The following is a 22291-nucleotide window of genomic DNA, read 5'->3' as shown; positions in this document are numbered from 1 at the left end:
AAAACCGTTTTGCTTCAGAGACTTCGCGCGCGGGTCGCGTCAAATATACTTCAGGCCTCGGCCTGAACTGCAGCGACCACTAGCGAAAGCGCACGGTGCATCAGTTCTTCATCCAGGGCCTCAGCCATGACTCGGATCAGGGGTTCTGTGCCAGATTTGCGTACAACCATACGGCCGCGTTCGCCCAACAGCTCGTCCGCTTGCGTCAGGGCATCGCCCACGCCTGAGCTTTCAAGGGGATTGGAGCCATTGAAGGGGATGTTGACCAATTCCTGGGGTGCAGGCTCAAACACCCGCATGATACTGGAAGCGGGCCGATCACTGGAGGCGAGCGTTTTCAGCACCTGGAGTGCCGCTAGCAGGCCGTCGCCTGTGGTCGAGACGTCGGACAGAATGATATGGCCGGACTGTTCGCCGCCCAGATTGAAACCATGTTGGCGCATATGTTCGCCGACATAGCGATCGCCCACTTTGGTACGGGCGAGGGTGAGATCCAGCCCCTTGAGATATTCGGCAAGCCCCATGTTCGACATGATCGTGGCGACCATGCCACCGCCCTTGAGACGGCCGGCGCGATGAAGTTCGCCCGCGATGAGCGCCATGACCTGATCGCCATCCACTTCTTCACCCAGCTCATCAATCACGATAACGCGGTCGGCATCGCCATCGAAGGCGATGCCAATGTCCGCGCCGGTCTCAGTGACGGTGGATTTCAGCAGGCCGGTGGCTGTGGATCCGACTCCTGCATTTATGTTCAGCCCATCGGGTGTGTCGCCAATGATTGTTACGTCGGCGCCCAGTTGGCGCAGTGCGGCCGGGCCAACCTCGTAAGCCGCGCCATGCGCGCAATCCAGGACGATCTTCAGGCCAGAGAAATCAATGTCCGTGCCCACCGTTTCAAGGCAGCGTTCCAGGTAGAGAGTGGTTGCGCCCTTCATGTGGTGCGGCGTTGAAATGGCGGGTGGCGGGGCGAAGTCGCCTTCAAAGGCTGATGCCATGGCGGCTTCCAGAGCCTCTTCTTCGGCGTCCGTAAGCTTGATCCCTGCGGGACTGAAGAGTTTGATACCGTTGTCGTCTGATTTGTTATGTGAGGCCGAGACCATCAGACCGAGGGCCGCCCCGGTCTCGCGTGTCATCAAGGCGACGGTAGGAGTGGGGACAATGCCCAGCAGGACGGGTTTGAGCCCCATACTGGTCAGGCCTGCAATCAAGGCTGCTTCAATCATCTGGCCTGAGCGGCGTGTGTCACGACCAATGACGACTTCACGACCGCCATTCGGGGCAAAAGTGCGGGCTGCAGCAATCGCAAGCCGCAAAGCGGATTCTGCGGTCATGGGCGGTGTGTTCACGCGCCCGCGTATGCCATCGGTTCCAAAATACTGTCGTGCCATGATCCAAATCCTTCGCCCGCGATTCTGGCAGGTCTGACGAGAAAAATCGAGATCGGTCCTCAGGCGGGGGTGACGTCGCCATATACGATGAAATGCGGATTATCGTACCCTCGACCGGTCTTGCCATAGAGCAAGGGTGTGCCTTCTTCCGTCAGGACGCGGCCACCCGCAGCTTCCACAACAGCATGGCCGGCTGCGGTGTCCCATTCCATGGTGCGACCCATGCGGGGATAGAGGTCAGCTTCTCCTGCTGCTATCAGGCAGAACTTCAGGGAAGAGCCTGCACCCACCGTCTCGGCCACATTGAACTTGCTGAGCCATTCATTCGTTTCAGGTGAGCGGTGGGATTTGGACGCCACAGCGGTCAGGCCAGCTTCGGGCGCAGGCCGAATCTTCAGCGCTTTGCGGACCGTTGGAAGCTCGCCGCCGGGTTCAGCCGTGGCTTGCCAGGCGGAATTGTGGCTTTCCGCAATAAACAGCCGGTTCTTGGCTGGCGCATACACAACACCCATGACCGGGCGGCCATGTTCTATGATCGCCACATTGACCGTGAATTCGCCATTCTTGTTCACGAATTCCTTGGTGCCATCGAGCGGGTCGACCAGCGCAAACCGATAACCATGTTCGGGCACCTTGCCTTCACTGAAGGATTCCTCCGCCACCACGGCGAGATCAGGTTCTGCCTCAGCGAGACCTTTCAGGATCAATTCTTCCGCGCGCTGGTCGGCTTCGGTTACTGGTGACGCATCGCCTTTGTGTTCCACGCCGAAGTCGCTCGCATATATATCCATTATGAGCTTGCCGGCATCGAGGGCAATCCGGCCGAGTTGGTCCGCAGTAATCGTCACTATGTAGGGTCCCCTGATCAAATTCCGGCCCTTCCTGTCAGCCGCTCCGGGTTGAAGCAACCCAAAAATGCCCGCGGCGTTGACGCAGCAGGTCCGCATCGGCAGACTTGATGCTCGGTCGTCAAAGAGGGTGAAGATGATCTCACGTCGCCACATGATGCTTCTTGGAGGCGCTGCTGCCATGCCGTGGCCGGGGCAAACCCAGGAAACGCCCGCAAAGCCTCGGATTGCCCTGATCATGGGGAATGCGGCCTATTCCAGTGGCATTGGCACATTGGCAAACCCGGTCAATGATGCGGAGCTGGTGGCGCAGGGAATTGCAAATTGCGGCTTTCGACTCGTGTCAGGTGACATTGTCCGCGATGCGAACCGCTCAAACATGATGGCTGCGATCCGGGACTATGTGGACGTGCTGAAAGAAGCGGGTCCGGATGCGATGGGCTTTTTCTATTATTCCGGCCATGGCGCGGCCAGAGAGAACGAGGGAAACTACCTGATCCCGGTGGAAGAGGCGGATGTGCTTGATGATGCGCTGTGGGATGATTCGGTGTCGCTCGACTGGTTGATGCAGAAACTGGATGCGCTGGACGCCCCAAGCGTCGTGGCGATTGATGCCTGTCGAAATGTGCTGCAGCTTCCGGAGGCGCAGCGCTCGCTTGGCGGCGGCGAATCGTTCCGAGGATTACGCCGCACTGCCGGCGGGGCGGGGGAGCGCAACATGTTCCTGTCCTTTGCAACCTGGGAAGGCGAAACGGCCAGCGATGGTCGCGCAGATGACGGGAATGGGCCTTATGCCAGCGCGCTCAGCACCCGCCTGAGCAAACCGGCAACCACCGTTCGGGACATGTTCGAACAGGTGCGTCTCGACGTGTTGGAAAAGACTTTTCAGCGTCAGGAGCCCATGAATCTTTCGCGGCTGCAACGGCGGTCGTCTGATATCAAGATTGGCTCGTGGGAGTTGGACCGGGTCGAGATGACGCCGGGTGGAGCCCGCTGGCCGCTCCGGCAAGCCCTGGTGATTGCGAACTCGTATTCAGAATCACAGGCCTTCTCTCTGTCTGGTACACATGCGGACGGCGAGAAAGTCCGCGCGGCGCTGGAAGCCAGCGGATATAGTACGATATATGCTCCCGACACTGAGTATTCGGACTTTTTCAGTCATGTGGATGCTTTCATTGATCGCTTGAGAGTTGCCGGGCCAGCTGCCGTGGGGCTTGTCTATTTTGCGGGCTACGGCACCGATATTTCGGGGGACAATTACCTCATGATGGAAGGCGAACTGCCGCGTAATAATTTCGAGGCGGTACAATCATCGGTTCGACTTGGTGACCTGGTTTCGCGTCTGGAAAGTTCATCCGCCCAGGCGATTATGGTTTTGGCGGATTGCGGGCGTCCATTTAACGGAATGGGTCACCGGGGGGGTGATCCCGGCTTCAACGAAGACTTTGGTCGGGACAATGTGGTCGTCGCTTATGCGGTTGCGCCGGGCACACATCGATTGAACCCGCAGACGGATTCGGAATTTGCGGGCTCCTTCTCCCGGATAATCCAGTCCGAGGACCGAATTGATATTGAAACAGTCATGCGCCGCGTCGCATTGGATGTTCAAGCGCGCACGGACGGAGCGGAGCGGCCCTGGTTCCAGACGTCTCTCGACCTGCCGATCTTTTTTCGGGCGGATATCCGTCCAGAGGACGAGACCACACAGATGGGGCCGGAGGACACGTATGCTCCGCCGTCCGACCCGTACCCTTAATTGCTCTTGATGACGTCCAGCAGTTCGACTTCGAACATCAGGTCGGCATTTGGCGGGATTGGACCGCCCGGTGTGCCTTGCGCGCCATAGGCGATATCTGACGGGATATACATCAACCAGCGATCACCCGGCTTCATCATGGCGAGCGCCTCTACCCAGCCGGGGATCAGGCGATTGGAGGGGAATGTTTCCGGTTGCCCGCGTTGAAAGGCGCTGTCGAACATCTCGCCGGTCTCCACAAGGCGGCCTTCATAATAGACAGCGACCATTTCGCCATTTACCGGGCTCTCGCCAGCGGCATCTCCGCGCTCCAGCACGACGTATTGCAGGCCCGACTCCGTTTTCTGAACTTCCGGCAGTTCTGGATTCCACGGTGTGTACTTTTCCCACGCTTCGGCGTCGGCGGATTTAGGCTCCATCACTTCGACCAGTTCAACCTGGAAGACGAGATCGTCGCCAGCCTTGATGATGTCGCCGCGATTGCGATTGCCATAGGCCAGCGCGTTCGGAATGTAGAACAGGTAGACGTCGCCTTCGGTCATCTGTTGCAGGCCCTGCGTCCAGCCCGGGATGACCTGATTCAGGCGGAACATGGAGGGCGAGCCGCGATCATAGGAGGAATCGAATTTGTCTCCACCTGCGGTGCGGCCTTCATAGTGCACGCGCACCATGTCTGACGGCACAGGACTGGCACCGCCATCAGGGCCTTCTTTCAATACGATGTATTCCAGACCGCCCATGCCGGTTTCCACGTCAGAGCGCTCGGCGCCCCAAGGTAGATAGGTTTCAAACGTTGCATCCAGGTCAGTGGTGTCGGGAGTGCCGCCGCAAGCAACAAGCAGAATGGCCGCAAAGGCGGCGATTATGGTCCGGATCATTTGACTCTCCAGTTGGCTGGGATGTTCATTCGGGTTTAGTCAGGTCTCGCCGCCAAGTCACCTTGGCGGCTGACATATCGATCAAAGTGAACGCGGAGGATAGCCTGCCTGCGCCAATGCATCGATCACTTCCTGCGTATGCTGCGCGTCGCGCGTCTCGATCAGGATATCGAATTCGGCTCCCTTGGCGGGCACATCCAGCGCGATCCGGTTGTGCGCAACTTCCATGATGTTGGCACCCTGGTCGCCAATGATCTTTGAGACGAGTGCGAGCAGGCCGGGCCGATCGTCGCCGATGATCCGGATGGAGGTCAGGCGGTGTTCACGAACCAGGGCGCGTGTCAGCACGGACGACAGGAGGCGCGTGTCGATGTTGCCGCCGCAGAGCACGAGACCTACTTTGCGGCCTTGAAAGCGGGCGGGATGAGCGATCAGGGCTGCGAGGCCCGCTGCGCCTGCGCCTTCCGCGATGGTCTTCTCGACTTCCGCGTAGAGCGTGATGGCGCGCTCGAGATGTTCTTCTTCAACGAGAACGATGTCATCGACCAGTTCGGCGCAGATCTGACGGGTCAATTCACCTGCTTCCTTCACGGCGATGCCTTCCGCGATCGTGGCGCCGCCGGTTTTTGGCGTTTCGCCACGAAGCGCGGCGTGCATACAAGGATACATCGCCGCCTCGACGCCGATGATCTGGATGTCCGGTTTCAGGGCCTTTGCCGCAATGGCGATGCCGCTGATCAGTCCGCCGCCGCCGATCGGAACGACCAGCGTGTCGAGGTCTGGTTGGGCTGCCAGCATTTCCAGTGCGATCGTGCCCTGGCCCGCGATGATGTCTGGATCGTCAAAAGGGTGCAGGAAGGTAAGATTGTCGCGCTCGCAAACCTCCATTGCGTACTGTTTGGCTTCGTCGAAGATCAGCCCCTCCAGCAGAACGCGTGCCCCGTGGCTCCGCGTATGCTCGACCTTGCTGAATGGGGTCGTCTTGGCCATCACGATGGTGGCCGGGATGCCCAGGCGTCGCGCGTGATAAGCCACACCCTGAGAATGGTTGCCCGCAGACGCCGCGATCACGCCGCGTTGCTTCTGGTCGTCGGTCAGTTTCGACAGCTTGTTGAGCGCGCCGCGCTCCTTGAAGGCGGCGGTGAATTGCTGGTTCTCGAACTTCACCCACACTTCTGCGCCGGTAATATGAGACAGGGTCCGAGACAGGTTCAGCGGTGTGTGAACGATCTGGCCTTCGAGCAGGCTGGCGGCCGCTTCGATATCGGACAGGGTCACGGGAAGGTCTGTTGTCTGGGTGTCGGGCATGATGAGCCATTCTTGAGGGTGCAAAACGCGCGCACCCTATGCTCGCGGTCCGGCAAGGGCAAGGCTGGAACTACTCCCGCCCGTCAAGGCTTTCGATCCACTCCCGAACCAGCAAGAGGCCGTCTTCGTCGATCACGCTGCGGCCGAGTTCCGGCATCGCGATGCCCGCTTCGTCAGAGGCCATGCGAAAGACCAGGATCGACTGGTCGGGCTGACCCGGTTCTACGACCATGCTCCGCCCGCCTGAGCCGCGCCCGGCGGCCGTCGGATGTTTGCCGAGACCTATCTTTACGGGCTCGGTTTCGGTCCAGCCGAGCCAGAGGCCGGAGTTGGAGGCTGATCCATCGGCCTTGTGGCAATGGGCGCAGTTTATATCCAGATAAGCGCGGGCGCGGGACTCGACCGGAAGGCTCGTATCCCAGACAGGAGGGACCACGGGTGGATGAGTCGGGACACCATCGATTATGCCGCGGGCCTGCCAGTTGGAGAGTTGGCTGAAACCTGTCGGCCCGTCATGATTCAGGTTTCGCGCTTTTGGCCCGATCGGTAGAACCGAATCTCCGCTTTGGTGGCAGGTCTTGCACTGGTTCTTGTTCGGTATGGCGTAACGAATGCCCAAAGGCGTTCCGGAAGGATCGATCATGTCGATATTGATTTGCTTGCCCGCAGGCGCGTAGGTCGCCTCGGTGCCAGACGCGTTCCAGATATAAGGAAACGCGGCCCAACCATCTTTCTTGTGAATCAGGAGCCTTGTCTCCACCTTGTACCGGTCTGTCTTGGGCGTGCGCATGTCCGGCGCGAAGGAAAAGGTTTTTACCAGCACGGTACCGACAGGAAAGCTGAAGACATCCGTATCCGAGTAGATTGCCTGTTCGCCGCCGGGCACGAAAACGAAGCGATGCTTCACGGCGTGGTCGGAAAAGAGGGGGTTTACCAGGTCATATGCCAGAACCCGGCTTGCGGGCGTTTCGGCGGTGCGGTCTGTAAACAATCCGTATTCTGATAGCGTTTGGGCGGGTCTGTCGCTCAGGATTGTTTCGAGGGATGGCGCGGCCGTATGATCATAACCGCCGCAGGCCGTTACCAGCAGGCAGGCAATCAGAAAAAGGCGCGCAATCATCGTGTCGACCGCTAGTTTTCATCCTGTGGCAGTACGACCGCCGATGGTTGCTCCGCTGGCGCAGCGTCGGGACGCTGGTTGGATGGGGCGATGCTGGTTGGATCGGCAGGATACTTGCCAATGCCCAGATCGATGAAGCCAACAGACTCATCCTCCTGAATGGAGATGTTGGTTGTCGGAACACTGCCGCCTTCCCATGCCACCACGCCATCGCTGACGATTTCCGGCAGGATGCCTCCCATGGCTTCGGCGATGGGTTGCAGCATGCCTTGGGGGTCGTCGCCGCCGCCAGAATAGGAATTGCCAACGAGGACGACATTGCGAGGCACGGGGTTGTATGTTTCGTCACTGAAGGGTTCGGGATAGGCTGTCATCAGAATGTGCGCCGAGCGATTGTTTGAAAAATTGTTCGAAAACACATGCACGTTACGGTTGGCCATGATGATGACGCCCGTTCCGGATGGTACGCCCGCCACGATATTGCCGGCAGGGGCGAAATTGCGGGTGTTGTTGTCGATGATCTGATTGTCGAAGATTCGCGTCGAGTGTCCGCCCGTTTGCGGCAGATCAGGCAGATCGAAAACAAGAATGCCGCCAGTATTGTGCTGGGCAATGTTTCCGTAAACGTCCGCATTCATCGAATTTTCTATCTCGATGCCGGCAACATTGTACTCGGCGACCGAATTGCGAACGATGATGTTTTTGGACTGGCCGACATAGATACCCGCATCGGATGCACCGCGTACGACAACGCGCTCGATGAGCACGTCTCGTGATTCGACCGGGTATACGCCGTATGCGCCATTGCTTTCATCGGGATCGCCAGACCATTCCACGATCAGGTCACGATAGGTGATCCGGTCCGCTCCTTTGGATTTGATGCCGTCGCCCTTGGTGTCGCGAATGGAGAATTCAGCCAGCGTGACATCGTCTGATGTAACCAGAAGGCCCTCGCCGGCACCGGTTTGGCCGGAGAAATCGAGTATGGTCTTGTCTGATCCCGCGCCAATAAGCGTGATGCCGTTCACGTCGAGGGAAAGGCCGGTTTCAAGTTGGAAGTGGCCTACAGGAAGCTCGACGGTGCTGCCGGAAACAGCCTCGATGAGGGCTGTCTGCAAATTTGTGGCAAAATCTCCTTCGGCCGAAACTATGCCAGCTGCAGGGGCGGCATCATCTTTTGGTGCGGAATCGCCGCATGAGGCCAGTGCGGCAATACTCAAACACACAGAGCCCAGAATAATGCGTTTCAAAGTTCAACCCTCCCCTTGGTTTGAATCGAATTTCAATCCAAGGGGAGGGAAAGGCAAGTATTAGTTTGAAATCGTATCCTAGTGCACGCTCAGGGGTTTGAGGTCGTGCGACCGGGCGGCAGCAAAGGCGGCTTCACGCCCCTGGACTACGGCCAAGTGGACTCCGTCGGCAGATGCCACAACGAACAAATCTTCAGGTTCGTCGATCTGGTCGATGGCGTTCGCGGGAAGAATCCCCGAAAGCTCTCCGGCATCAAGATGGCGGATATATACGAAGGCATCGTTTTCAAACGGGTTCGTTTTCAGTTCTGTTGTCATCGCTCCAATCCTTTCCGTCGCAAGAGACAGACATGCCGAACGTCGGAACGATCTGTTCCAGTGTTCATAATAAAGGTGGGGGATAAAGGTTCCCGTTCAAGGCCGGCATTGGGGCATCTTGAAGGCATCGCATCACGATGATGTGCTGCTGTGCATCCGTAATATTCATGCGAGGTTCAGAAAACGGGCTTCCCGCGCGAGCCCGGTTCGGGCGAGGAAGGAAATGGTGGAGCCAGACGGAATCGAACCGACGACCTCTTGCATGCCATGCAAGCGCTCTCCCAACTGAGCTATGGCCCCGAACCGGAAGCGACGCAGTTACATCCGCCGCTCCCGTGATTCAAGTTTATTTTTCATTATCCTCATCATCGAGCGGCAGATCGTCGTCGTCATCATCGTCGACATCTGCGTCGATTTCGAAATCGGTATCGTCGTCGTCATCCAGCAGGACGTCATCGTCATCATCGTCGACACCTTCCTCGTTGAAGCCGGCAGGAACCTTGGCGGGCGTGTCGCCGTCCTCGTCGTCTTCGGATGCGCCTTCCAGGATCACTTCTTCTTCGTCGCCACCAAGCTCTTTGGCGACTTCCTCGTCGACTTCATCATCCTCGTCCTCATCATCGTCATTGGTGCGGGCGGCGGAGTCGTCCTCGTCGTCATCATCCTCGTCATCATCTTCGGTCTTGACCGCGGCCTTGGCAGCCTTGGCCTTCACTTTCGTGATCGTGGTGCGGATGACTTCGTCTTCCGGGTCAAACTCCTCGCCGCACTTTGGGCAGACGCACGGACGTTTGTTGAGGTCGTAGAAGCGTGCCTCGCAGGACGGGCAGACCTGTTTGGTTCCAAGTTTGTCTTTCGACATGGGAGACAGCCTCCTTTAAGTCATCTCTGAATTTGATATGGCCGGGCGCTTGCCATGAACGCCTCACGCTGTCAAAGCCCCATTTCACGTCGTCAATCAACCACGGAATGTACCTGAAATGGTCTGGACCAGCCGACCCGTAAAAAGTCTCAAGGGCGTTATACGTGCGCCGGGTGATAAATCCTGCTCTCACAGGGCACTTATCTTCGGGGGGCTCGCGGCAGGAAAGAGCCGGTTTACCGGGCTTTTGGACGGCGAAGATGTGCTCCGCACGGGCTGGGCAATGGAGGCCCTGGGTGCAACGGTAAAACAAACGGGGCCGGGTGCCTGGGAAGTTACCGGTGTTGGCGAAAAAGGACTGACCCAGCCGACCAAAGTACTGGACTTTGGCAATTCCGGAACAGGTTCACGTTTGATGATGGGGTTGGTGTCCGGCTATCCGATCAATGTGGAGATGACCGGGGATGAGAGCCTGCGCTCACGCCCCATGAATCGTATCCTGAAACCCTTGCGCCTGATGCGGGGCCTCGACACGGCCGGGCCGGACGGCCAGTTGCCCTTCGCGATTGTCGGGACCGAAAGTCTCAAGGCGATCACTTATGTGCCGCCTATTGCGTCGGCTCAAGTGAAGTCGGCCGTAATGCTGGCGGGACTGAACGCAGAAGGCACCACCATTGTCGAAGAAGCGCGCCAGACGCGCGACCATACCGAACGCATGCTGCGCGGCTTCGGTGTTGAGGTTGGCACTGAGCGGATTGGAACCGAGGGTGTCCGCGTTTCACTGGCGGGTGGACAGATGTTGTCGGCCATTGATGCGGCCATTCCGGGCGATCCATCTTCCGCCGCCTTCCTGGTCGCGGCCGGTATCCTCTCGCCGCAGGGCGATGTGATGGTTGAGGGTGTTATGTCCAACCTCACACGTTCCGGCTTCTATGATGTTGCAAATCTGATGGGCGCGCATCTGGGCGCGGAGGAAATGGGTGATGCGGCTGGTGAACGTTTGATCAACATTCATGCGGGGTCGGCGCATCTCTCCGGCAAGGCGGTGCCGGAACGCCTTGTGCCTTCGATGATCGATGAATTCCCGATTCTGGGTGTCATGGCGGCCTTTGCGGACGGCGAGACAATTGTAATCGGCGCCGAAGAACTTCGCGTCAAGGAGTCGGACCGGATCGGTGCCGTTGTTGCCATGCTGCGTGCCAACGGTGTTGAGGCCGAGGAACGCCCGGACGGGTTCGCGGTGCAGGGCTGCGGCGGCCCGCCTCCGGGAGGTGGTCTGGTCGAGACCCGTCATGACCACCGCATCGCGATGAGTGCGCTGGTCATGGGAACGGCGTCCCAGAAGCCCGTGCACGTTGACGACATCACGATGATCGCGACGAGCTATCCGGACTTCCTGAGCCATATGGCGGAGTTGGGCGCGGAAATATCGGAAGGCTGATTTCCGCAGGGTCAAAATTGACCAGACCCGATAAGCGGGCATCTTGGTCGTATGACAGACCTCAACTCTCCCCTGACTCTTGCGCACGGCCCAGCCCTGAAAAACCGGTTCATGCTGGCCCCTCTCACCAATCAACAGAGCCATGCGGATGGCCTGCTAAGCGCCGACGAGATCCGTTGGCTTTCGATGCGTGCCGAGGGCGGCTTTGGTCTGACCATGACGGCGGCGGCGCAGATTGATCCCCATGGTATCGGTTTTCCAGGCCAATTGGGTTGTTATGATGATGCCCATTTGCCGGGACTTCGCGAGCTTGCCGCGAATATCAATGCCGCAGGCAGCCACTCAGTGGTGCAGTTGCATCATGCAGGCATGCGCACGCCGCATGAGTTGATCGAGGGGCAGCAACCAGTCTGTCCGTCTGATCATGAGGAATTCGGCGCGCGGGCGATGACGCTTGCTGAAGTGGAGCAGGCGCGCGACGATTTCATTGCAGCGGCGGTCCGGTGCGAAGCGGCAGGGTTTCATGGCGTCGAAGTTCATGGGGCGCATGGATACCTGCTCTGCCAATTCCTCAGCGCCGAAATTAACAAGCGCGATGATCGCTACGGGGGCAATCTGGAAAACCGGGCCCGTCTGACCTTCGAGATAATCGACGGCATCCGTGCAGCCTGCGGGGACGATTTTTCGGTTGGCCTGCGTCTTTCGCCGGAAAGGTTCGGCATGGACCTGATCGAGGTTCGTGAAGTTGCACGGCGGGTCATGGCCGAGGGTCAGATCGACTATCTGGATCTTTCACTATGGGATGTATTCAAGACGCCTGTTGATGAAGCTTATCAGGACCGCCGGCTCGTCGACTGGTTCACCGATTTGGAGCGGGGCGAGGTTCGGTTGGGCGCGGCTGGAAAGCTGACCACAGGCGCGAAATGCCGTGAAGCGGTTGAGGCTGGTCTTGATTTCGTTGTGGTCGGTCGGGGGGCGATCTTGCACCATGATTTCCCAAAACAGGTATCCGCCAATCCGGATTTCGAGCCGACTGCGCTGCCAGTTTCGCGCGCGCATCTGCGCCAGGAGGGGCTGGGCGAGAGCTTCATCGACTATATGAGCGGCTGGAAAGGGTTTGTGGAGGCGACGGCAGCCCCGGCTTGACTTGACCCTTGGGATCGCTCACTTCCCGCCCCCATGATTATCGCCATTGATGGAACTACGGCGTCGGGCAAAGGCACGATCGCGAAGCGGCTATCGGCCCATTACGGCCTGCCGCATATGGATACGGGGCGACTATACCGCGCGACCGGTATTGCCGCGATGCGTGCCGGGGTTTCGCTGGATGATGCGGATGGCGTCGCAGCGGTTGCCCGCAGCCTGGATCTTACCGATTTCGACGAGGCCGACCTTCGCACAGCTGAGGCCGGCAAGGCGGCAAGCGTGGTGGCGGCGATTCCGGAAGTTCGCCAGGCGCTCTTCGAACTGCAGAGGGCTTTTGCAACCCAGCCGCTCGGTGCCCTGCTCGATGGCCGGGATATCGGGACGATTATCGCGCCGGAAGCGGATGCGAAGCTCTGGGTAGACGCCAGTGTGGAAGTGCGCGCTGCGCGACGCTGGAGGGAACTTTGCGGGCAGGGAAGCGACATCGCCCTTGAAACGGTGATCGAGCAATTGCGCGTTCGCGACCAACGGGACCAGTCTCGCAAAGACGCTCCGGCGGAAATGGCGGCAGATGCTGTCTTGATAGATACGACCGACCTGACTATAGAAGCCGCAGTGGAAAAGGCGATTGCGGCTGTTGAGGCGGCGATGGCCCGTGGAAACCGCGCCTGAAGGGGCTGCTCTCATATTTGAGAGACCTCAAATCCAAACAGGCCGCACCACTTCAAATGCAAGAGACCACGCTCTCGGGTCGTTCTGAGCAGGCTGCAATAGTGCACGCCTGCCTTGAGCTGTTCGACCCGCCCGAAGGAACCCAAATGTCAGATAACTTCAATCCCTCGACCGACGATTTCGCAGCAATGTTTGAATCGTCCACGGCCGCCAGCGCAATGCAGGAAGGCCAGGTCATTCCGGCCACCGTCATTCGTATCGACAATGACGCCGTGCTGGTTGATATCGGTCTGAAGACCGAAGGCCGCATCCCGGTCAAAGAATTCTCGATGGAAGACAAGGAGCCGGAAGCTGGCGACATCGTTGATGTCTACCTTGATCGCATCGAAAACGCCCTTGGCGACGCTGTCCTGTCCCGTGACAAGGCCCGCCGCGAAGAGCGCTGGATCAAACTGGAAAAATGCTTCAACGCCGAAGAGCCCGTCAAAGGTGCTATTTCCGGCCGCGTCAAAGGTGGCTTCACGGTCGACCTTGGCGGTGTGAACGCCTTCCTTCCTGGTAGCCAGGTGGACATCCGCCCGGTTCGCGACGTTGGCCCACTGATGGGCGAAATCCAGCCATTCCAGATCCTCAAGCTGGACCGTGCTCGCGGCAACATTGTTGTCTCGCGTCGCGCAATCCTCGAAGAGAGCCGTGCCGAACAGCGCGCAGAGATCGTTTCCGACATGGCAGAGGGCGACGTCCGCAAGGGTATCGTCAAGAACATCACCGATTATGGTGCGTTCGTTGACCTGGGTGGTATCGACGGCCTCCTGCACGTCACCGACATGAGCTGGAAGCGGATCAATCATCCGTCGCAGGTTGTGGAAGTTGGTCAGGAAGTCGAAATCCAGATCATCAAGATCAACCCTGACACCCAGCGTATCTCGCTCGGCATGAAGCAGCTTGGTTCCGACCCGTGGGATGGCATCGACATCCGTTATCCGGTTGGTGCACGCCTCAAGGGCCAGGTTACCAACATCACCGATTACGGCGCCTTCGTGGAGCTGGAAGATGGTGTCGAAGGCCTGATCCACGTCTCCGAAATGAGCTGGACAAAGAAAAACGTCCATCCGGGCAAAATCCTCTCGACCTCTCAGGAAGTCGACGTGGAAGTTCTGGACGTCGATTCCGAGAAGCGCCGCATCTCGCTCGGCCTGAAGCAGACCATGGACAACCCATGGACCGCATTCCTCGCAGAGCATCCGATCGGTACGGAAATCGAAGGCGAAGTTCGTGGCATCACGGAATTCGGTCTGTTCGTTGGCCTCGGCCCGGACCTCGACGGTATGGTGCACATCAACGACATTGCCTGGGACAAGTCCGGCGAGCAAGCCATTGAAGCCTTCAACAAGGGTGACATGGTCAAGGCGAAAGTCCTGGACGTTGATGTTGATAAAGAGCGCATCTCGCTCGGCATCAAACAACTGTCCGGCGATCCGATCGAAGCACCTGCAGATGGCGGTTCCGGCGTGAAGCGCGGCACGATTGTCACCTGTACTGTCACCGAGATCACCTCGGGCGGTATCGAAATCGAGTTCGGCTCCCCGGCGATGAAATCCTTCATCCGTCGCTCCGATCTGTCTCGTGATCGTGCAGACCAGCGTCCTGAACGCTTTGCTGTTGGCGACAAGATCGACGCAAAAGTGATGTCGGTGGACCGTTCGTCCCGCCGTGTTTCCCTGTCCATCAAGGCCCTCGAAATCGCCGAAGAGGCAGAAGCCGTTGCACAGTACGGATCGGCAGATGCCGGTGCGTCGCTCGGCGATATCCTCGGTGCAGCGCTGGCTTCGTCCGGAACGTCCAAGGAAACCTCGGAAAAGGTCACCCCGACCCCGCCGAGCACGGACGGCGTGGCCACGGCTGACGCGTCTGCGCTGGACGAGAGCGGCCGCCTGTCCGGTCCTCAGGGCGATGCTGACGATCTGAAGCAGATCAAGGGCGTCGGTCCGGCGTTCGAGAAGAAGCTGAACGAAGCTGGTATCTACCACTTCTGGCAGATTGCTGCGCTGACGGATGCTCAACTGGCTACCCTCGAAGAGGAAGTTGGTACGTCCGGCAAAGGCGCTGAGTGGAAGGCCCAGTCGGAAGAACTGGCCAACGCCTGAGGCGGCTGATCCGGTCTCCGGATCAGTATTCTAAAATTGATGAAATGTTTGCGGCGGGGGCCTAGCGCTCCCGCCGCAAATGCGTGTAATATCAAAGACATGCTGAAGTCCGAATTGATTGCAAAACTCGCTGTTGAATACAGTCACCTGCGCCAGGAAGACTTGGAGCGTGTGGTCAATGTCATTCTGGAAGAGATCGGATCTGCTCTCTCGCGTGGTGATCGTGTTGAGTTGCGCGGATTTGGGGCGTTCTCTGTTCGCCACCGGGATGCGCGCAAAGGTCGAAACCCGCGCACTGGGGAATCTGTTGAAGTTCCGGCGAAATCAGTGCCTTTCTTCAAGGCTGGCAAGGAGCTGCGCGCGCGTGTGAATGGCGGCGAAGACCCTGAAGCCCGCTAGGCAGCGACTGTTATTCCACTGAGTGTGACGACTTGACGCTATTGGCAAATCTGCGGCCTAATTCGCGCTGTTATTGGAATATCCTAGCAAAAAGGGGCAAAGGGATGCTGAAGGAATTCAAAGAGTTCGCCTTGAAGGGCAATCTGGTCGACATGGCTGTCGGCTTCGTAATGGGCGGGGCGTTCGCAACCGTTGTAACCGCTTTCATCCAGGGCGTGTTCCTGCCCCTGCTCGCACCGATCATGGGCGGCATCGACCTCGCCTCCATCGCTTACACGGTTACGCCAGCTGAAATGAATGCCGCTGGTGAAGTGGTGAAGGAAGCCGCAGTCGTCGAACTGGGCAATTTCATCGCCGCGATCATCTCCTTCATCATCGTGGCATTTGTCATGTTCATGATCATCAAGGGCATGAACAACATGAAGAAAAAGGAAGAAGCTGCGCCCGCTGCGCCGCCGCGCCAGGAAGTGCTGCTGGAAGAAATTCGCAACCTGCTGGCCAAGCAAAGCTAGGCGTGCGTCAACATATTCATGAAGGGTTAAGCACAGTTCGTGTACCTTCATGGATAGTAGAGTAACTGGTAGAGTATTGAGGGGCGGCCTGTTTGGCCGCCCTTCTTTTTTGCCCGCACATCACTTCGTCCTAGATCGATTGGCATGAATGCAGTCATATTTGGATCGTCGGGCGGTGTAGGCCGCGCCCTGGTGGACGCCCTGTTGACGCGTGGGGTCTATCGAACTGTTTTTGGGGTTTCCCGCTCCGGCGATGCCCCTGCGGGGGCAACGCGTCTGAAAGCCGACGCATTGGATGAATCCGCAGTCGAAGCAGCCGCACAAGAGGTGGCTTCAGCAGGAGACGTCAGGCTCTGCATGGTTGCCATCGGGCGCCTACATGAGGGCAAGAGCCTCCAACCTGAAAAATCCTATCGCCATCAGAGCCGGGATGGTTTCGAACGCATTTTCGCTGCCAACACGATTGCGCCAGCATTGATTGCCAAACACATGCTCGGTCGCATGCCTCGGTCCGGTCGGTGGGTGTTTGCGCCGCTGTCAGCCCGGGTCGGTTCTATCGGCGACAACCATCTCGGCGGCTGGCACGCCTACCGCGCATCGAAAGCAGCGCTCAACATGCTGGTTCGAAACTATGCCATCGAATGTGGGCGGACAAACAAGGAGTCGATTTGTATCGGGCTCCATCCCGGCACGGTTGAGACTGGTTTGTCTGAACCGTTCCAGGCCAATGTGCCGGATGGGCAATTGTTCTCACCGGCGCAATCAGCCGGACATTTGCTCGATGTCGTAGACGCGCTGACCCCAGATGATTCCGGCAAGCTGTTCGATTGGGCGGGAAAACTCATCCAGCCCTGATTGTTTTCGACATTCGCTGAGGCAAGGCAAAGTTAAGACCGACCTGCCAGACTGGCATGATGGAAACCCTGGCCGCCTTTACTGCCTACCTGACTGACGAACGCCGTATGGCGGACAAGACGGTTGAGGCTTATCAGAGCGATCTTGCCGGCTTTTTTGGGTTCCTGAATACACATCTTGGCGAAGCCCCGACGCCGCACCGATTAGACAAACTCAAGGCTCGCGACGTGCGAAGCTTCCTCGCCCAGCGCCGCCGGGACGGATTGTCGGATGCCTCAATTGCGCGGCTTCTTTCCTCCATCAAGGCGCTGTATCGCTGGCTGGGCCGCACATATGACATTGAAAACGCGGAGATCGCCTATTTGCAGGGTCCGAAGCGTCCACAGCGCCTGCCGCGGCCGGTATCAATTGAGGCCGCGAAGGATCTGATTGAAGAAGCCGGGACAGACCCTGATTCCGAGGCCTGGATAAATGCACGCGACGCGGCGGTACTGTCACTGCTCTATGGTGCGGGCCTGCGGATCTCTGAAGCCCTCAGTCTGACCGGCGGAGATCTTCCGGCGCCGGAGCGACTGAGAATTGCCGGAAAAGGCGGCAAGGTGAGGATCGTGCCCCTGATTCCGGTAGTACGGAAGGCCGTTGATACCTATGCAAGTCTTTGTCCCTACAATCTGGGTCGCAACGATGCGTTGTTCCGGGGGGCGAAGGGCGGGGCGCTCAATCCACGCCTGATTCAAGGGTTGGTGCAGAAGCTCCGCGCGGTGCTCGGCTTGCCGGATACTGCGACGCCACATGCGCTTCGCCACGCCTTTGCGACGCACCTTCTGGCAGCTGGCGCAGACCTCCGTGCGATCCAGACTTTGCTGGGCCACGCGTCGCTTTCCACCACTCAAGTCTATACAGGCGTGGACGCCGAGCGCTTGCGCGATGTGTATGCCGCCGCGCATCCAAGAGCCTGAATAGCCTTAGGAAACTCTTTCAAATTACCCATTCCCGCCTCAATTGAAGGTAATCTTACTGCGATACTGTGGAGAAGTACGCAGAAAGGATTGACGCCATGGGTGTCAAAGGAAACGCAATTCTCGGGCTCATCACGCTGGCCGCTTTTATCGGATGCGGACTAATGGCTCAGGCGCAGGAAAGCCAGGTCGATTATGATGGCTTTGTGGACCTTTCAGCTGAAATCTCAGATTACCGGTCTTCGCGTTTGGTCGATCTCGACACGTTCAACGAAATGAAAGCCGATAGCGATACGATTATCCTGGATACGCGCAGCGCTGAAGCTTATCGCTTGGGACACATCGATGGTGCTGCTCATCTGAACTTCTCCGACTTCACCGATGACAAGCTCGCACAACTGATCCCGTCAAAAGACACGCGCATCCTGATTTATTGCAACAACAATTTCACGGACAATGTTGCGCCTGTTCCGGTCAAGCGGATCGAGCTGGCGTTGAACGTTCCGACCTTCATCAATCTCTACGGCTATGGCTACGAGAATATATATGAACTGGATGGAGCCTACCCGTTGGCGGAGCCCGCCATTCATTGGGTAGGAGAGGTCTCTCCGCTCTAGGCTTTCCAGAGCGCCAACTCTTCAGTAAAACTCAACTGTTCATCTGACGCATTGCATTCAGTGCGGCCTGACGTCATGTGACGCCGCGAGACAATGCAAGAGCGAGATGCCCTGATATGACTGCAGATGCGACGCCTGTTGCCGCCAAGAAGGTCAACCCGAACGCGCCGACTGAGGAAACCGTCCTCGAGGTGAAACACTATACGGACCGGCTGTTCCGGTTCCGTTTGACCCGGCCGTCGACTTTCCGATTCCGGTCAGGCGAGTTCGTGATGATCGGGCTCTATAAAGATGACGGCCGTCCATTGCTTCGCGCATATTCCATTGCCAGCCCAAGCTGGGATGAGGAGCTCGAATTCTATTCGATCAAGGTCGCTGACGGCCCGTTGACGTCTCGCTTGCAAGCGATTCAGCCGGGCGACAAGGTTCTGCTCGGCAAGAAGCCGACCGGTACGCTGGTGCATGATGCATTGGTGCCGGGCAAGCGGCTTTATTGTTTCTCCACCGGCACGGGCTTTGCGCCGTTTGCCAGTGTCGTGCGCGATCCGGAGACGTATGAGAAATTCGACGAAGTCATCGTCACCCATACCTGCCGTGAAGCCGCGGAACTCGATTATTCCAAGGAAATCGTGGAAGAGACGCTGAATCATGAATTCCTTGGCGAACTGGCTCAGGGCAAACTGCGTCGCTATGGAAGCTGCACGCGCGAGGACTATGAGTACAAGGGCCGTATTACTGATCTGATCGACAGTGGGAAACTGTTCGAGGACCTTGGCGTACCGCCCCTGAACCCGGAAACCGACCGCGTCATGATTTGTGGCTCCATGGAGATGATCCAGGATGTGAAGGATTTGATGATCAAGGCGGGCTTGACCGAGGGTTCGAACGCGTCGCCAGCAGAATTCGTCATCGAAAAGGCCTTTGCGGGCTAAGCCTGACCCGACAAGTATATTGGCGCTTTTGCGCTGGCATGGTTAATCTTCCTGTATGGGAGGACGTAGCAACATGCGTAGAGTTTCAACATTGACTGTGGGCCTTTTGGCCGCCGCCATTTCTTCCGGTTTCAGCGCGTCTGCACAGGATCGCGCCTGTCGCGTGGAGGATACGCCCACCGGTGCCAAAGTCGTTGGCGGCGTCAACGCACATCTTGCCAACTGGCCTGGTATCGCGTCGATCCAGCTGAACACGCAACGGGGCGCCTTTCATGTCTGTGGCGCGGCAGCGATTTCGAAAGAATGGATCCTGACCGCCGCACATTGCGTCGAAGGCTTCAGGGTTTCGGAACAGAGCGGACGCGTTTTCGCCTTCGAGGATGCAGGAGATGGTGGGCCGGAGCGGAAGATCGCAGCCATTCGGGTCCAGCTTGGCACCGGCGATCTCGGGCGCACCCCGGAAGGGTCACAAGCTGCATTCGTAACGAAGGTTGTCACGCACCCGGCTTATGCGGGCGCCGAAGACATCTACAAGGGTGCGGACATCGCGCTCATGAAACTCGACACGCCATGGGAGGGACCACTTGCGACCCTGTCGACAGATGCGACGACGGACAGATTGTCCAAGGCGGGTGAGGAGGCTTGGGTGGCCGGGTTTGGTAATCTGTTGGAACTGGAGCCGGGCCAACGCACCAAATGGCAGAATGCGCGCAATTTTGCACTCGCAGCGCCGAGCCTCGTCTTGCAGGAAACTTCGGCCCCAACCGTGGCAGCATCGGTGTGTCAGGCGCGTCTTCGCAAGGCCTCCATGCTGGAAGGCTATCCGGCGGATTACCAGTCGCTGATCGTGGATAAGACGCTCGTCTGCGCCGGGCTGGAGCAAGGCGGCCAAGATGCCTGTCAGGGCGACAGTGGCGGTCCACTGGTGAAATACGACAAGAATGGTTGTCCCTACCAGATCGGCGTTGTCAGCTGGGGTGTCGGGTGCGGACGGCAGGAGAGCCCCGGCGCTTATACGCGGGTATCTGCGTATGCGGATTGGATTCGCACCTATGTGCCGGATGCGAATTTCGTTCAGTATGCACAGGTTCCACCGCCCACGCGCGGCGTACCTGACCTTGTTTCGAGCGTGCAGCAGGATTTCGATACGATCGTCAAAGATATGCCGGTCACGTTGGTGAATGCGGCAGGCCAGCAAGTGTCGGTCGTCGAGAACGGCCAAATGGTCGACCTGAAAGTGACCTTGCCCGTCCGGGGAAAGCTGGTCCTGTTCGATTACAATGCCGATGAAGTGCTGACACAGCTCTATCCGAACCCGGTTGAAGCAGCGGGACGCTGGCCAGTGCGTGAGGCGGGCGAAACCGTATTCCTGGCAAAGGATATCTTTGGCGAACCGGGCCTGCAGGCCGGGCCGCCGCTGGGCCCTCAATCCATGATCGCCATGGTCGTGCCGGAAGATGCGCGCTTGCCGGTTTCACCCCAGCAGGGCTTTCAACAGATTGATGCTCCGGTCGATTACATTACCCGTCTGGTGCGGACTGCATTGCGCCAACAGCAAACGGTGCGTGGGCTGTTCCGCATTGCTGCTGCGGAGGCGGGCGAAGTGGCCGAAGCTGAGCCCGAGGTACGCTCCGAGACGGCCCCGCCGGAACCGAAGCTGGCCATGGGCGTGCTGAACTATTGCATCGACTCGCGGATCTGCGGGACAGGAAATGACGAGCCGTCCGACGACCCGAGATAGATCAAATTCGCAACATCGCGTTCAGCGGGTAGTTACCGTAGCCGTGTTACGCGAGAGGGATGCTCCGCCGCCTCATTGCCATCCTGCTGACAGTATATGCGATCGCCTTTGCTTTCGGCGCGCTGACGGCTGTGCGGTGGCCCTCAATCATGATGGCGCTCAGCTGGGTGGTGCAGGATGATATCGCGTCCGGTTTGGAGAGCGTGGACTGGCGCCAGCTCGGCATTGCTCATGGTGGGCCTTATCTGCTCGCGGCGCTGTGTTTCTATTGCTCGGCTGCAATGATTGCCGCGCGTCGCCCGGGCGGTGTGCTGTGGTATTTTATGGGCGTCGTCGCGGGAATCCCGTGTCTTTATCTCGTGACGTTCGAGCCCGGTTGGTGGAATGATCCCAGCGCAGCCGAAGGCGCCATTGCGGGAGCATGCGCTGGTGCGGTGCTTCTGATGCTCGCCGTGTGGGAATTGCGATTGCGGACACAGCGCAAGGCGGAATCCGCTGAGCAAGTGGCTCCATTGGTCCTTTCCCAGCCGGTGCTTGTCAGTGAGCCCTTGCCGGATCAGCGCAAGCGGTCGGTTCCGGCAAAGCCGGTCCGGCCGGCCATTGTGCCTGCTGCGATTGCTCGTCAGCGCGCGAGCTTTGCCGCCCATGGCCGCAAGATGAATGCGCGTCGTCGCCGCGCCGTCTGAGCGTTCCAAAGCCAGATAGCATTTGCTGTCGTGCCGTCATGCCCGTACCTTCTCCAATAAAAGGGATGAGGATCAAACATGATGAGCGGAAGGCGTATCATTGGACTAGTTCTGGCGCTGCTGGGGGGATGGCTGTTCTGGGGCGGCGCAGCAACCGTCAACATGCTGGTTAATCGGGGCAGTGGCCTGTCGGACGCGCTTATGCAACCGCCTACAAGCTTGGTGCGACTGGTCGCAACTGGGCTCATTCTGCTCGGCGGGCTCGCTATCATGGCTGGAAAAGGTTTTGGACGCTGGGTCGCACTGGGAGGAATCCTCGTATTCACGCTGCTAGCGGGTCTGATGGTATTGTCAGGCGCTGATCCGATCCTCTGGACGGATGAAGTCGTTATCACCGGTGTGTTTTGGGTGCTTTTCGCAGGCCTTGTCGTAACGAAACGCAGCTAATCCAAA

At 58.5% G+C, this 22291-nt stretch carries 21 protein-coding genes, 1 tRNA gene and 1 pseudogene; 14 read left to right on the top strand and 9 right to left on the bottom strand.

The window, feature by feature from the left end; all coding sequences use genetic code 11:
* Window positions 1–50: 50 nt before the first annotated feature.
* Both glmM and cysQ read right to left on the bottom strand, forming a co-directional pair.
* The gene (glmM, locus tag B3527_RS13665) at window positions 51–1391 is read right to left on the bottom strand and encodes a phosphoglucosamine mutase (RefSeq protein ID WP_290480232.1); all 1341 of its coding nucleotides are present in this window, start codon (window positions 1389–1391) and stop codon (window positions 51–53) included.
* Between the two features lie 59 nt (window positions 1392–1450).
* The gene (cysQ, locus tag B3527_RS13660) at window positions 1451–2242 is read right to left on the bottom strand and encodes a 3'(2'),5'-bisphosphate nucleotidase CysQ (protein ID WP_414651600.1); all 792 of its coding nucleotides are present in this window, start codon (window positions 2240–2242) and stop codon (window positions 1451–1453) included.
* 133 nt (window positions 2243–2375) lie between these two features.
* Between cysQ and B3527_RS13655 the strand changes: the two genes are divergently transcribed.
* Complete coding sequence (locus tag B3527_RS13655) at window positions 2376–3995, top strand: caspase family protein (protein WP_290480230.1); 1620 nt, start codon at window positions 2376–2378, stop codon at window positions 3993–3995.
* Here B3527_RS13655 and B3527_RS13650 read toward each other — a convergent pair.
* From B3527_RS13650 to B3527_RS13620, 7 genes are all read right to left on the bottom strand, one after another.
* Window positions 3992–4873 (bottom strand): FKBP-type peptidyl-prolyl cis-trans isomerase, encoded by an 882-nt coding sequence (locus B3527_RS13650; RefSeq protein ID WP_290480229.1) that lies wholly within the window; start codon window positions 4871–4873, stop codon window positions 3992–3994. The two genes, B3527_RS13655 and B3527_RS13650, sit on opposite strands and share 4 nt — an antisense overlap.
* A gap of 81 nt (window positions 4874–4954) precedes the next feature.
* A complete protein-coding gene (locus tag B3527_RS13645) occupies window positions 4955–6181 on the bottom strand; it encodes a threonine ammonia-lyase (protein ID WP_290480228.1) in 1227 nt (408 codons plus the stop codon).
* 70 nt (window positions 6182–6251) lie between these two features.
* Window positions 6252–7301, bottom strand: coding sequence for an SO2930 family diheme c-type cytochrome (locus tag B3527_RS13640; RefSeq protein ID WP_290480227.1), 1050 nt, complete (start codon window positions 7299–7301; stop codon window positions 6252–6254).
* An 11-nt stretch (window positions 7302–7312) separates the two neighbouring features.
* The gene (locus B3527_RS13635; RefSeq protein ID WP_290480226.1) at window positions 7313–8551 is read right to left on the bottom strand and encodes a parallel beta-helix domain-containing protein; all 1239 of its coding nucleotides are present in this window, start codon (window positions 8549–8551) and stop codon (window positions 7313–7315) included.
* 78 nt (window positions 8552–8629) lie between these two features.
* The gene (locus B3527_RS13630) at window positions 8630–8869 is read right to left on the bottom strand and encodes a DUF1150 family protein (protein WP_206991666.1); all 240 of its coding nucleotides are present in this window, start codon (window positions 8867–8869) and stop codon (window positions 8630–8632) included.
* A 224-nt stretch (window positions 8870–9093) separates the two neighbouring features.
* Window positions 9094–9169: transfer RNA gene (locus tag B3527_RS13625), tRNA-Ala, on the bottom strand.
* Between the two features lie 46 nt (window positions 9170–9215).
* Window positions 9216–9731, bottom strand: coding sequence for a TIGR02300 family protein (locus tag B3527_RS13620; RefSeq protein WP_290480225.1), 516 nt, complete (start codon window positions 9729–9731; stop codon window positions 9216–9218).
* Window positions 9732–9849: 118 nt separating this feature from the next.
* On the opposite strand from B3527_RS13620, the gene aroA reads away from it, so the two are divergent.
* The 13 genes and pseudogenes from aroA (at window position 9850) to B3527_RS13555 (ending at window position 22285) form a co-directional block, all read left to right on the top strand.
* Window positions 9850–11172 carry a 3-phosphoshikimate 1-carboxyvinyltransferase gene (gene aroA / locus B3527_RS13615; protein WP_290480224.1) on the top strand — a complete coding sequence of 441 codons (1323 nt, stop codon included), beginning with the start codon at window positions 9850–9852 and terminating at the stop codon, window positions 11170–11172.
* Between the two features lie 51 nt (window positions 11173–11223).
* Complete coding sequence (locus tag B3527_RS13610) at window positions 11224–12318, top strand: NADH:flavin oxidoreductase (protein ID WP_290480223.1); 1095 nt, start codon at window positions 11224–11226, stop codon at window positions 12316–12318.
* Between the two features lie 33 nt (window positions 12319–12351).
* Window positions 12352–12990, top strand: coding sequence for a (d)CMP kinase (gene cmk / locus B3527_RS13605; RefSeq protein WP_290480222.1), 639 nt, complete (start codon window positions 12352–12354; stop codon window positions 12988–12990).
* Window positions 12991–13136: 146 nt separating this feature from the next.
* A pseudogene (gene rpsA, locus B3527_RS13600) lies at window positions 13137–14816 on the top strand (30S ribosomal protein S1); the annotation flags it as partial.
* A 420-nt stretch (window positions 14817–15236) separates the two neighbouring features.
* Window positions 15237–15536 carry an integration host factor subunit beta gene (ihfB, locus tag B3527_RS13595; RefSeq protein ID WP_034814550.1) on the top strand — a complete coding sequence of 100 codons (300 nt, stop codon included), beginning with the start codon at window positions 15237–15239 and terminating at the stop codon, window positions 15534–15536.
* Window positions 15537–15640: 104 nt separating this feature from the next.
* A complete protein-coding gene (gene mscL, locus B3527_RS13590) occupies window positions 15641–16048 on the top strand; it encodes a large conductance mechanosensitive channel protein MscL (RefSeq protein ID WP_290480221.1) in 408 nt (135 codons plus the stop codon).
* 144 nt (window positions 16049–16192) lie between these two features.
* Window positions 16193–16903 carry an SDR family NAD(P)-dependent oxidoreductase gene (locus tag B3527_RS13585; RefSeq protein ID WP_290480220.1) on the top strand — a complete coding sequence of 237 codons (711 nt, stop codon included), beginning with the start codon at window positions 16193–16195 and terminating at the stop codon, window positions 16901–16903.
* Between the two features lie 56 nt (window positions 16904–16959).
* Window positions 16960–17862, top strand: a complete 903-nt coding sequence (locus B3527_RS13580) for a tyrosine recombinase XerC (protein WP_290480219.1) — start codon at window positions 16960–16962, stop codon at window positions 17860–17862.
* A 98-nt stretch (window positions 17863–17960) separates the two neighbouring features.
* Window positions 17961–18479, top strand: a complete 519-nt coding sequence (locus tag B3527_RS13575; protein ID WP_206991658.1) for a rhodanese-like domain-containing protein — start codon at window positions 17961–17963, stop codon at window positions 18477–18479.
* Window positions 18480–18595: 116 nt separating this feature from the next.
* Window positions 18596–19411 carry a ferredoxin--NADP reductase gene (locus B3527_RS13570; protein WP_206991657.1) on the top strand — a complete coding sequence of 272 codons (816 nt, stop codon included), beginning with the start codon at window positions 18596–18598 and terminating at the stop codon, window positions 19409–19411.
* A 73-nt stretch (window positions 19412–19484) separates the two neighbouring features.
* Window positions 19485–21152, top strand: coding sequence for a serine protease (locus tag B3527_RS13565; RefSeq protein WP_290480218.1), 1668 nt, complete (start codon window positions 19485–19487; stop codon window positions 21150–21152).
* A gap of 59 nt (window positions 21153–21211) precedes the next feature.
* Window positions 21212–21838 carry a hypothetical protein gene (locus B3527_RS13560; protein ID WP_290480217.1) on the top strand — a complete coding sequence of 209 codons (627 nt, stop codon included), beginning with the start codon at window positions 21212–21214 and terminating at the stop codon, window positions 21836–21838.
* Between the two features lie 78 nt (window positions 21839–21916).
* The gene (locus B3527_RS13555) at window positions 21917–22285 is read left to right on the top strand and encodes a hypothetical protein (RefSeq protein WP_290480216.1); all 369 of its coding nucleotides are present in this window, start codon (window positions 21917–21919) and stop codon (window positions 22283–22285) included.
* Window positions 22286–22291: the final 6 nt, after the last annotated feature.

The sequence above is a fragment of the Hyphomonas sp. UBA4505 genome, from assembly GCF_002388685.1.
Lineage (GTDB): Bacteria > Pseudomonadota > Alphaproteobacteria > Caulobacterales > Hyphomonadaceae > Hyphomonas.
The sequence above is the reverse complement of the archived record's forward strand: the minus strand, read 5'-3'. Positions and strand labels throughout refer to the sequence as shown.

What these genes read in the sequence shown, in the direction of transcription:
- glmM (WP_290480232.1), bottom strand. Translation starts at nt 1,391, where the DNA reads ATGGCACGACAGTATTTTGGAACCGATGGCATACGCGGGCGCGTGAAC.
- B3527_RS13655 (WP_290480230.1), top strand. Translation starts at nt 2,376, where the DNA reads ATGATCTCACGTCGCCACATGATGCTTCTTGGAGGCGCTGCTGCCATG.
- B3527_RS13650 (WP_290480229.1), bottom strand. Translation starts at nt 4,873, where the DNA reads ATGATCCGGACCATAATCGCCGCCTTTGCGGCCATTCTGCTTGTTGCT.
- B3527_RS13645 (WP_290480228.1), bottom strand. Translation starts at nt 6,181, where the DNA reads ATGCCCGACACCCAGACAACAGACCTTCCCGTGACCCTGTCCGATATC.
- B3527_RS13640 (WP_290480227.1), bottom strand. Translation starts at nt 7,301, where the DNA reads ATGATTGCGCGCCTTTTTCTGATTGCCTGCCTGCTGGTAACGGCCTGC.
- B3527_RS13630 (WP_206991666.1), bottom strand. Translation starts at nt 8,869, where the DNA reads ATGACAACAGAACTGAAAACGAACCCGTTTGAAAACGATGCCTTCGTA.
- B3527_RS13620 (WP_290480225.1), bottom strand. Translation starts at nt 9,731, where the DNA reads ATGTCGAAAGACAAACTTGGAACCAAACAGGTCTGCCCGTCCTGCGAG.
- aroA (WP_290480224.1), top strand. Translation starts at nt 9,850, where the DNA reads ATGGTCTGGACCAGCCGACCCGTAAAAAGTCTCAAGGGCGTTATACGT.
- B3527_RS13610 (WP_290480223.1), top strand. Translation starts at nt 11,224, where the DNA reads ATGACAGACCTCAACTCTCCCCTGACTCTTGCGCACGGCCCAGCCCTG.
- cmk (WP_290480222.1), top strand. Translation starts at nt 12,352, where the DNA reads ATGATTATCGCCATTGATGGAACTACGGCGTCGGGCAAAGGCACGATC.
- ihfB (WP_034814550.1), top strand. Translation starts at nt 15,237, where the DNA reads ATGCTGAAGTCCGAATTGATTGCAAAACTCGCTGTTGAATACAGTCAC.
- mscL (WP_290480221.1), top strand. Translation starts at nt 15,641, where the DNA reads ATGCTGAAGGAATTCAAAGAGTTCGCCTTGAAGGGCAATCTGGTCGAC.
- B3527_RS13585 (WP_290480220.1), top strand. Translation starts at nt 16,193, where the DNA reads ATGAATGCAGTCATATTTGGATCGTCGGGCGGTGTAGGCCGCGCCCTG.
- B3527_RS13580 (WP_290480219.1), top strand. Translation starts at nt 16,960, where the DNA reads ATGATGGAAACCCTGGCCGCCTTTACTGCCTACCTGACTGACGAACGC.
- B3527_RS13575 (WP_206991658.1), top strand. Translation starts at nt 17,961, where the DNA reads ATGGGTGTCAAAGGAAACGCAATTCTCGGGCTCATCACGCTGGCCGCT.
- B3527_RS13570 (WP_206991657.1), top strand. Translation starts at nt 18,596, where the DNA reads ATGACTGCAGATGCGACGCCTGTTGCCGCCAAGAAGGTCAACCCGAAC.
- B3527_RS13565 (WP_290480218.1), top strand. Translation starts at nt 19,485, where the DNA reads ATGCGTAGAGTTTCAACATTGACTGTGGGCCTTTTGGCCGCCGCCATT.
- B3527_RS13560 (WP_290480217.1), top strand. Translation starts at nt 21,212, where the DNA reads ATGCTCCGCCGCCTCATTGCCATCCTGCTGACAGTATATGCGATCGCC.
- B3527_RS13555 (WP_290480216.1), top strand. Translation starts at nt 21,917, where the DNA reads ATGATGAGCGGAAGGCGTATCATTGGACTAGTTCTGGCGCTGCTGGGG.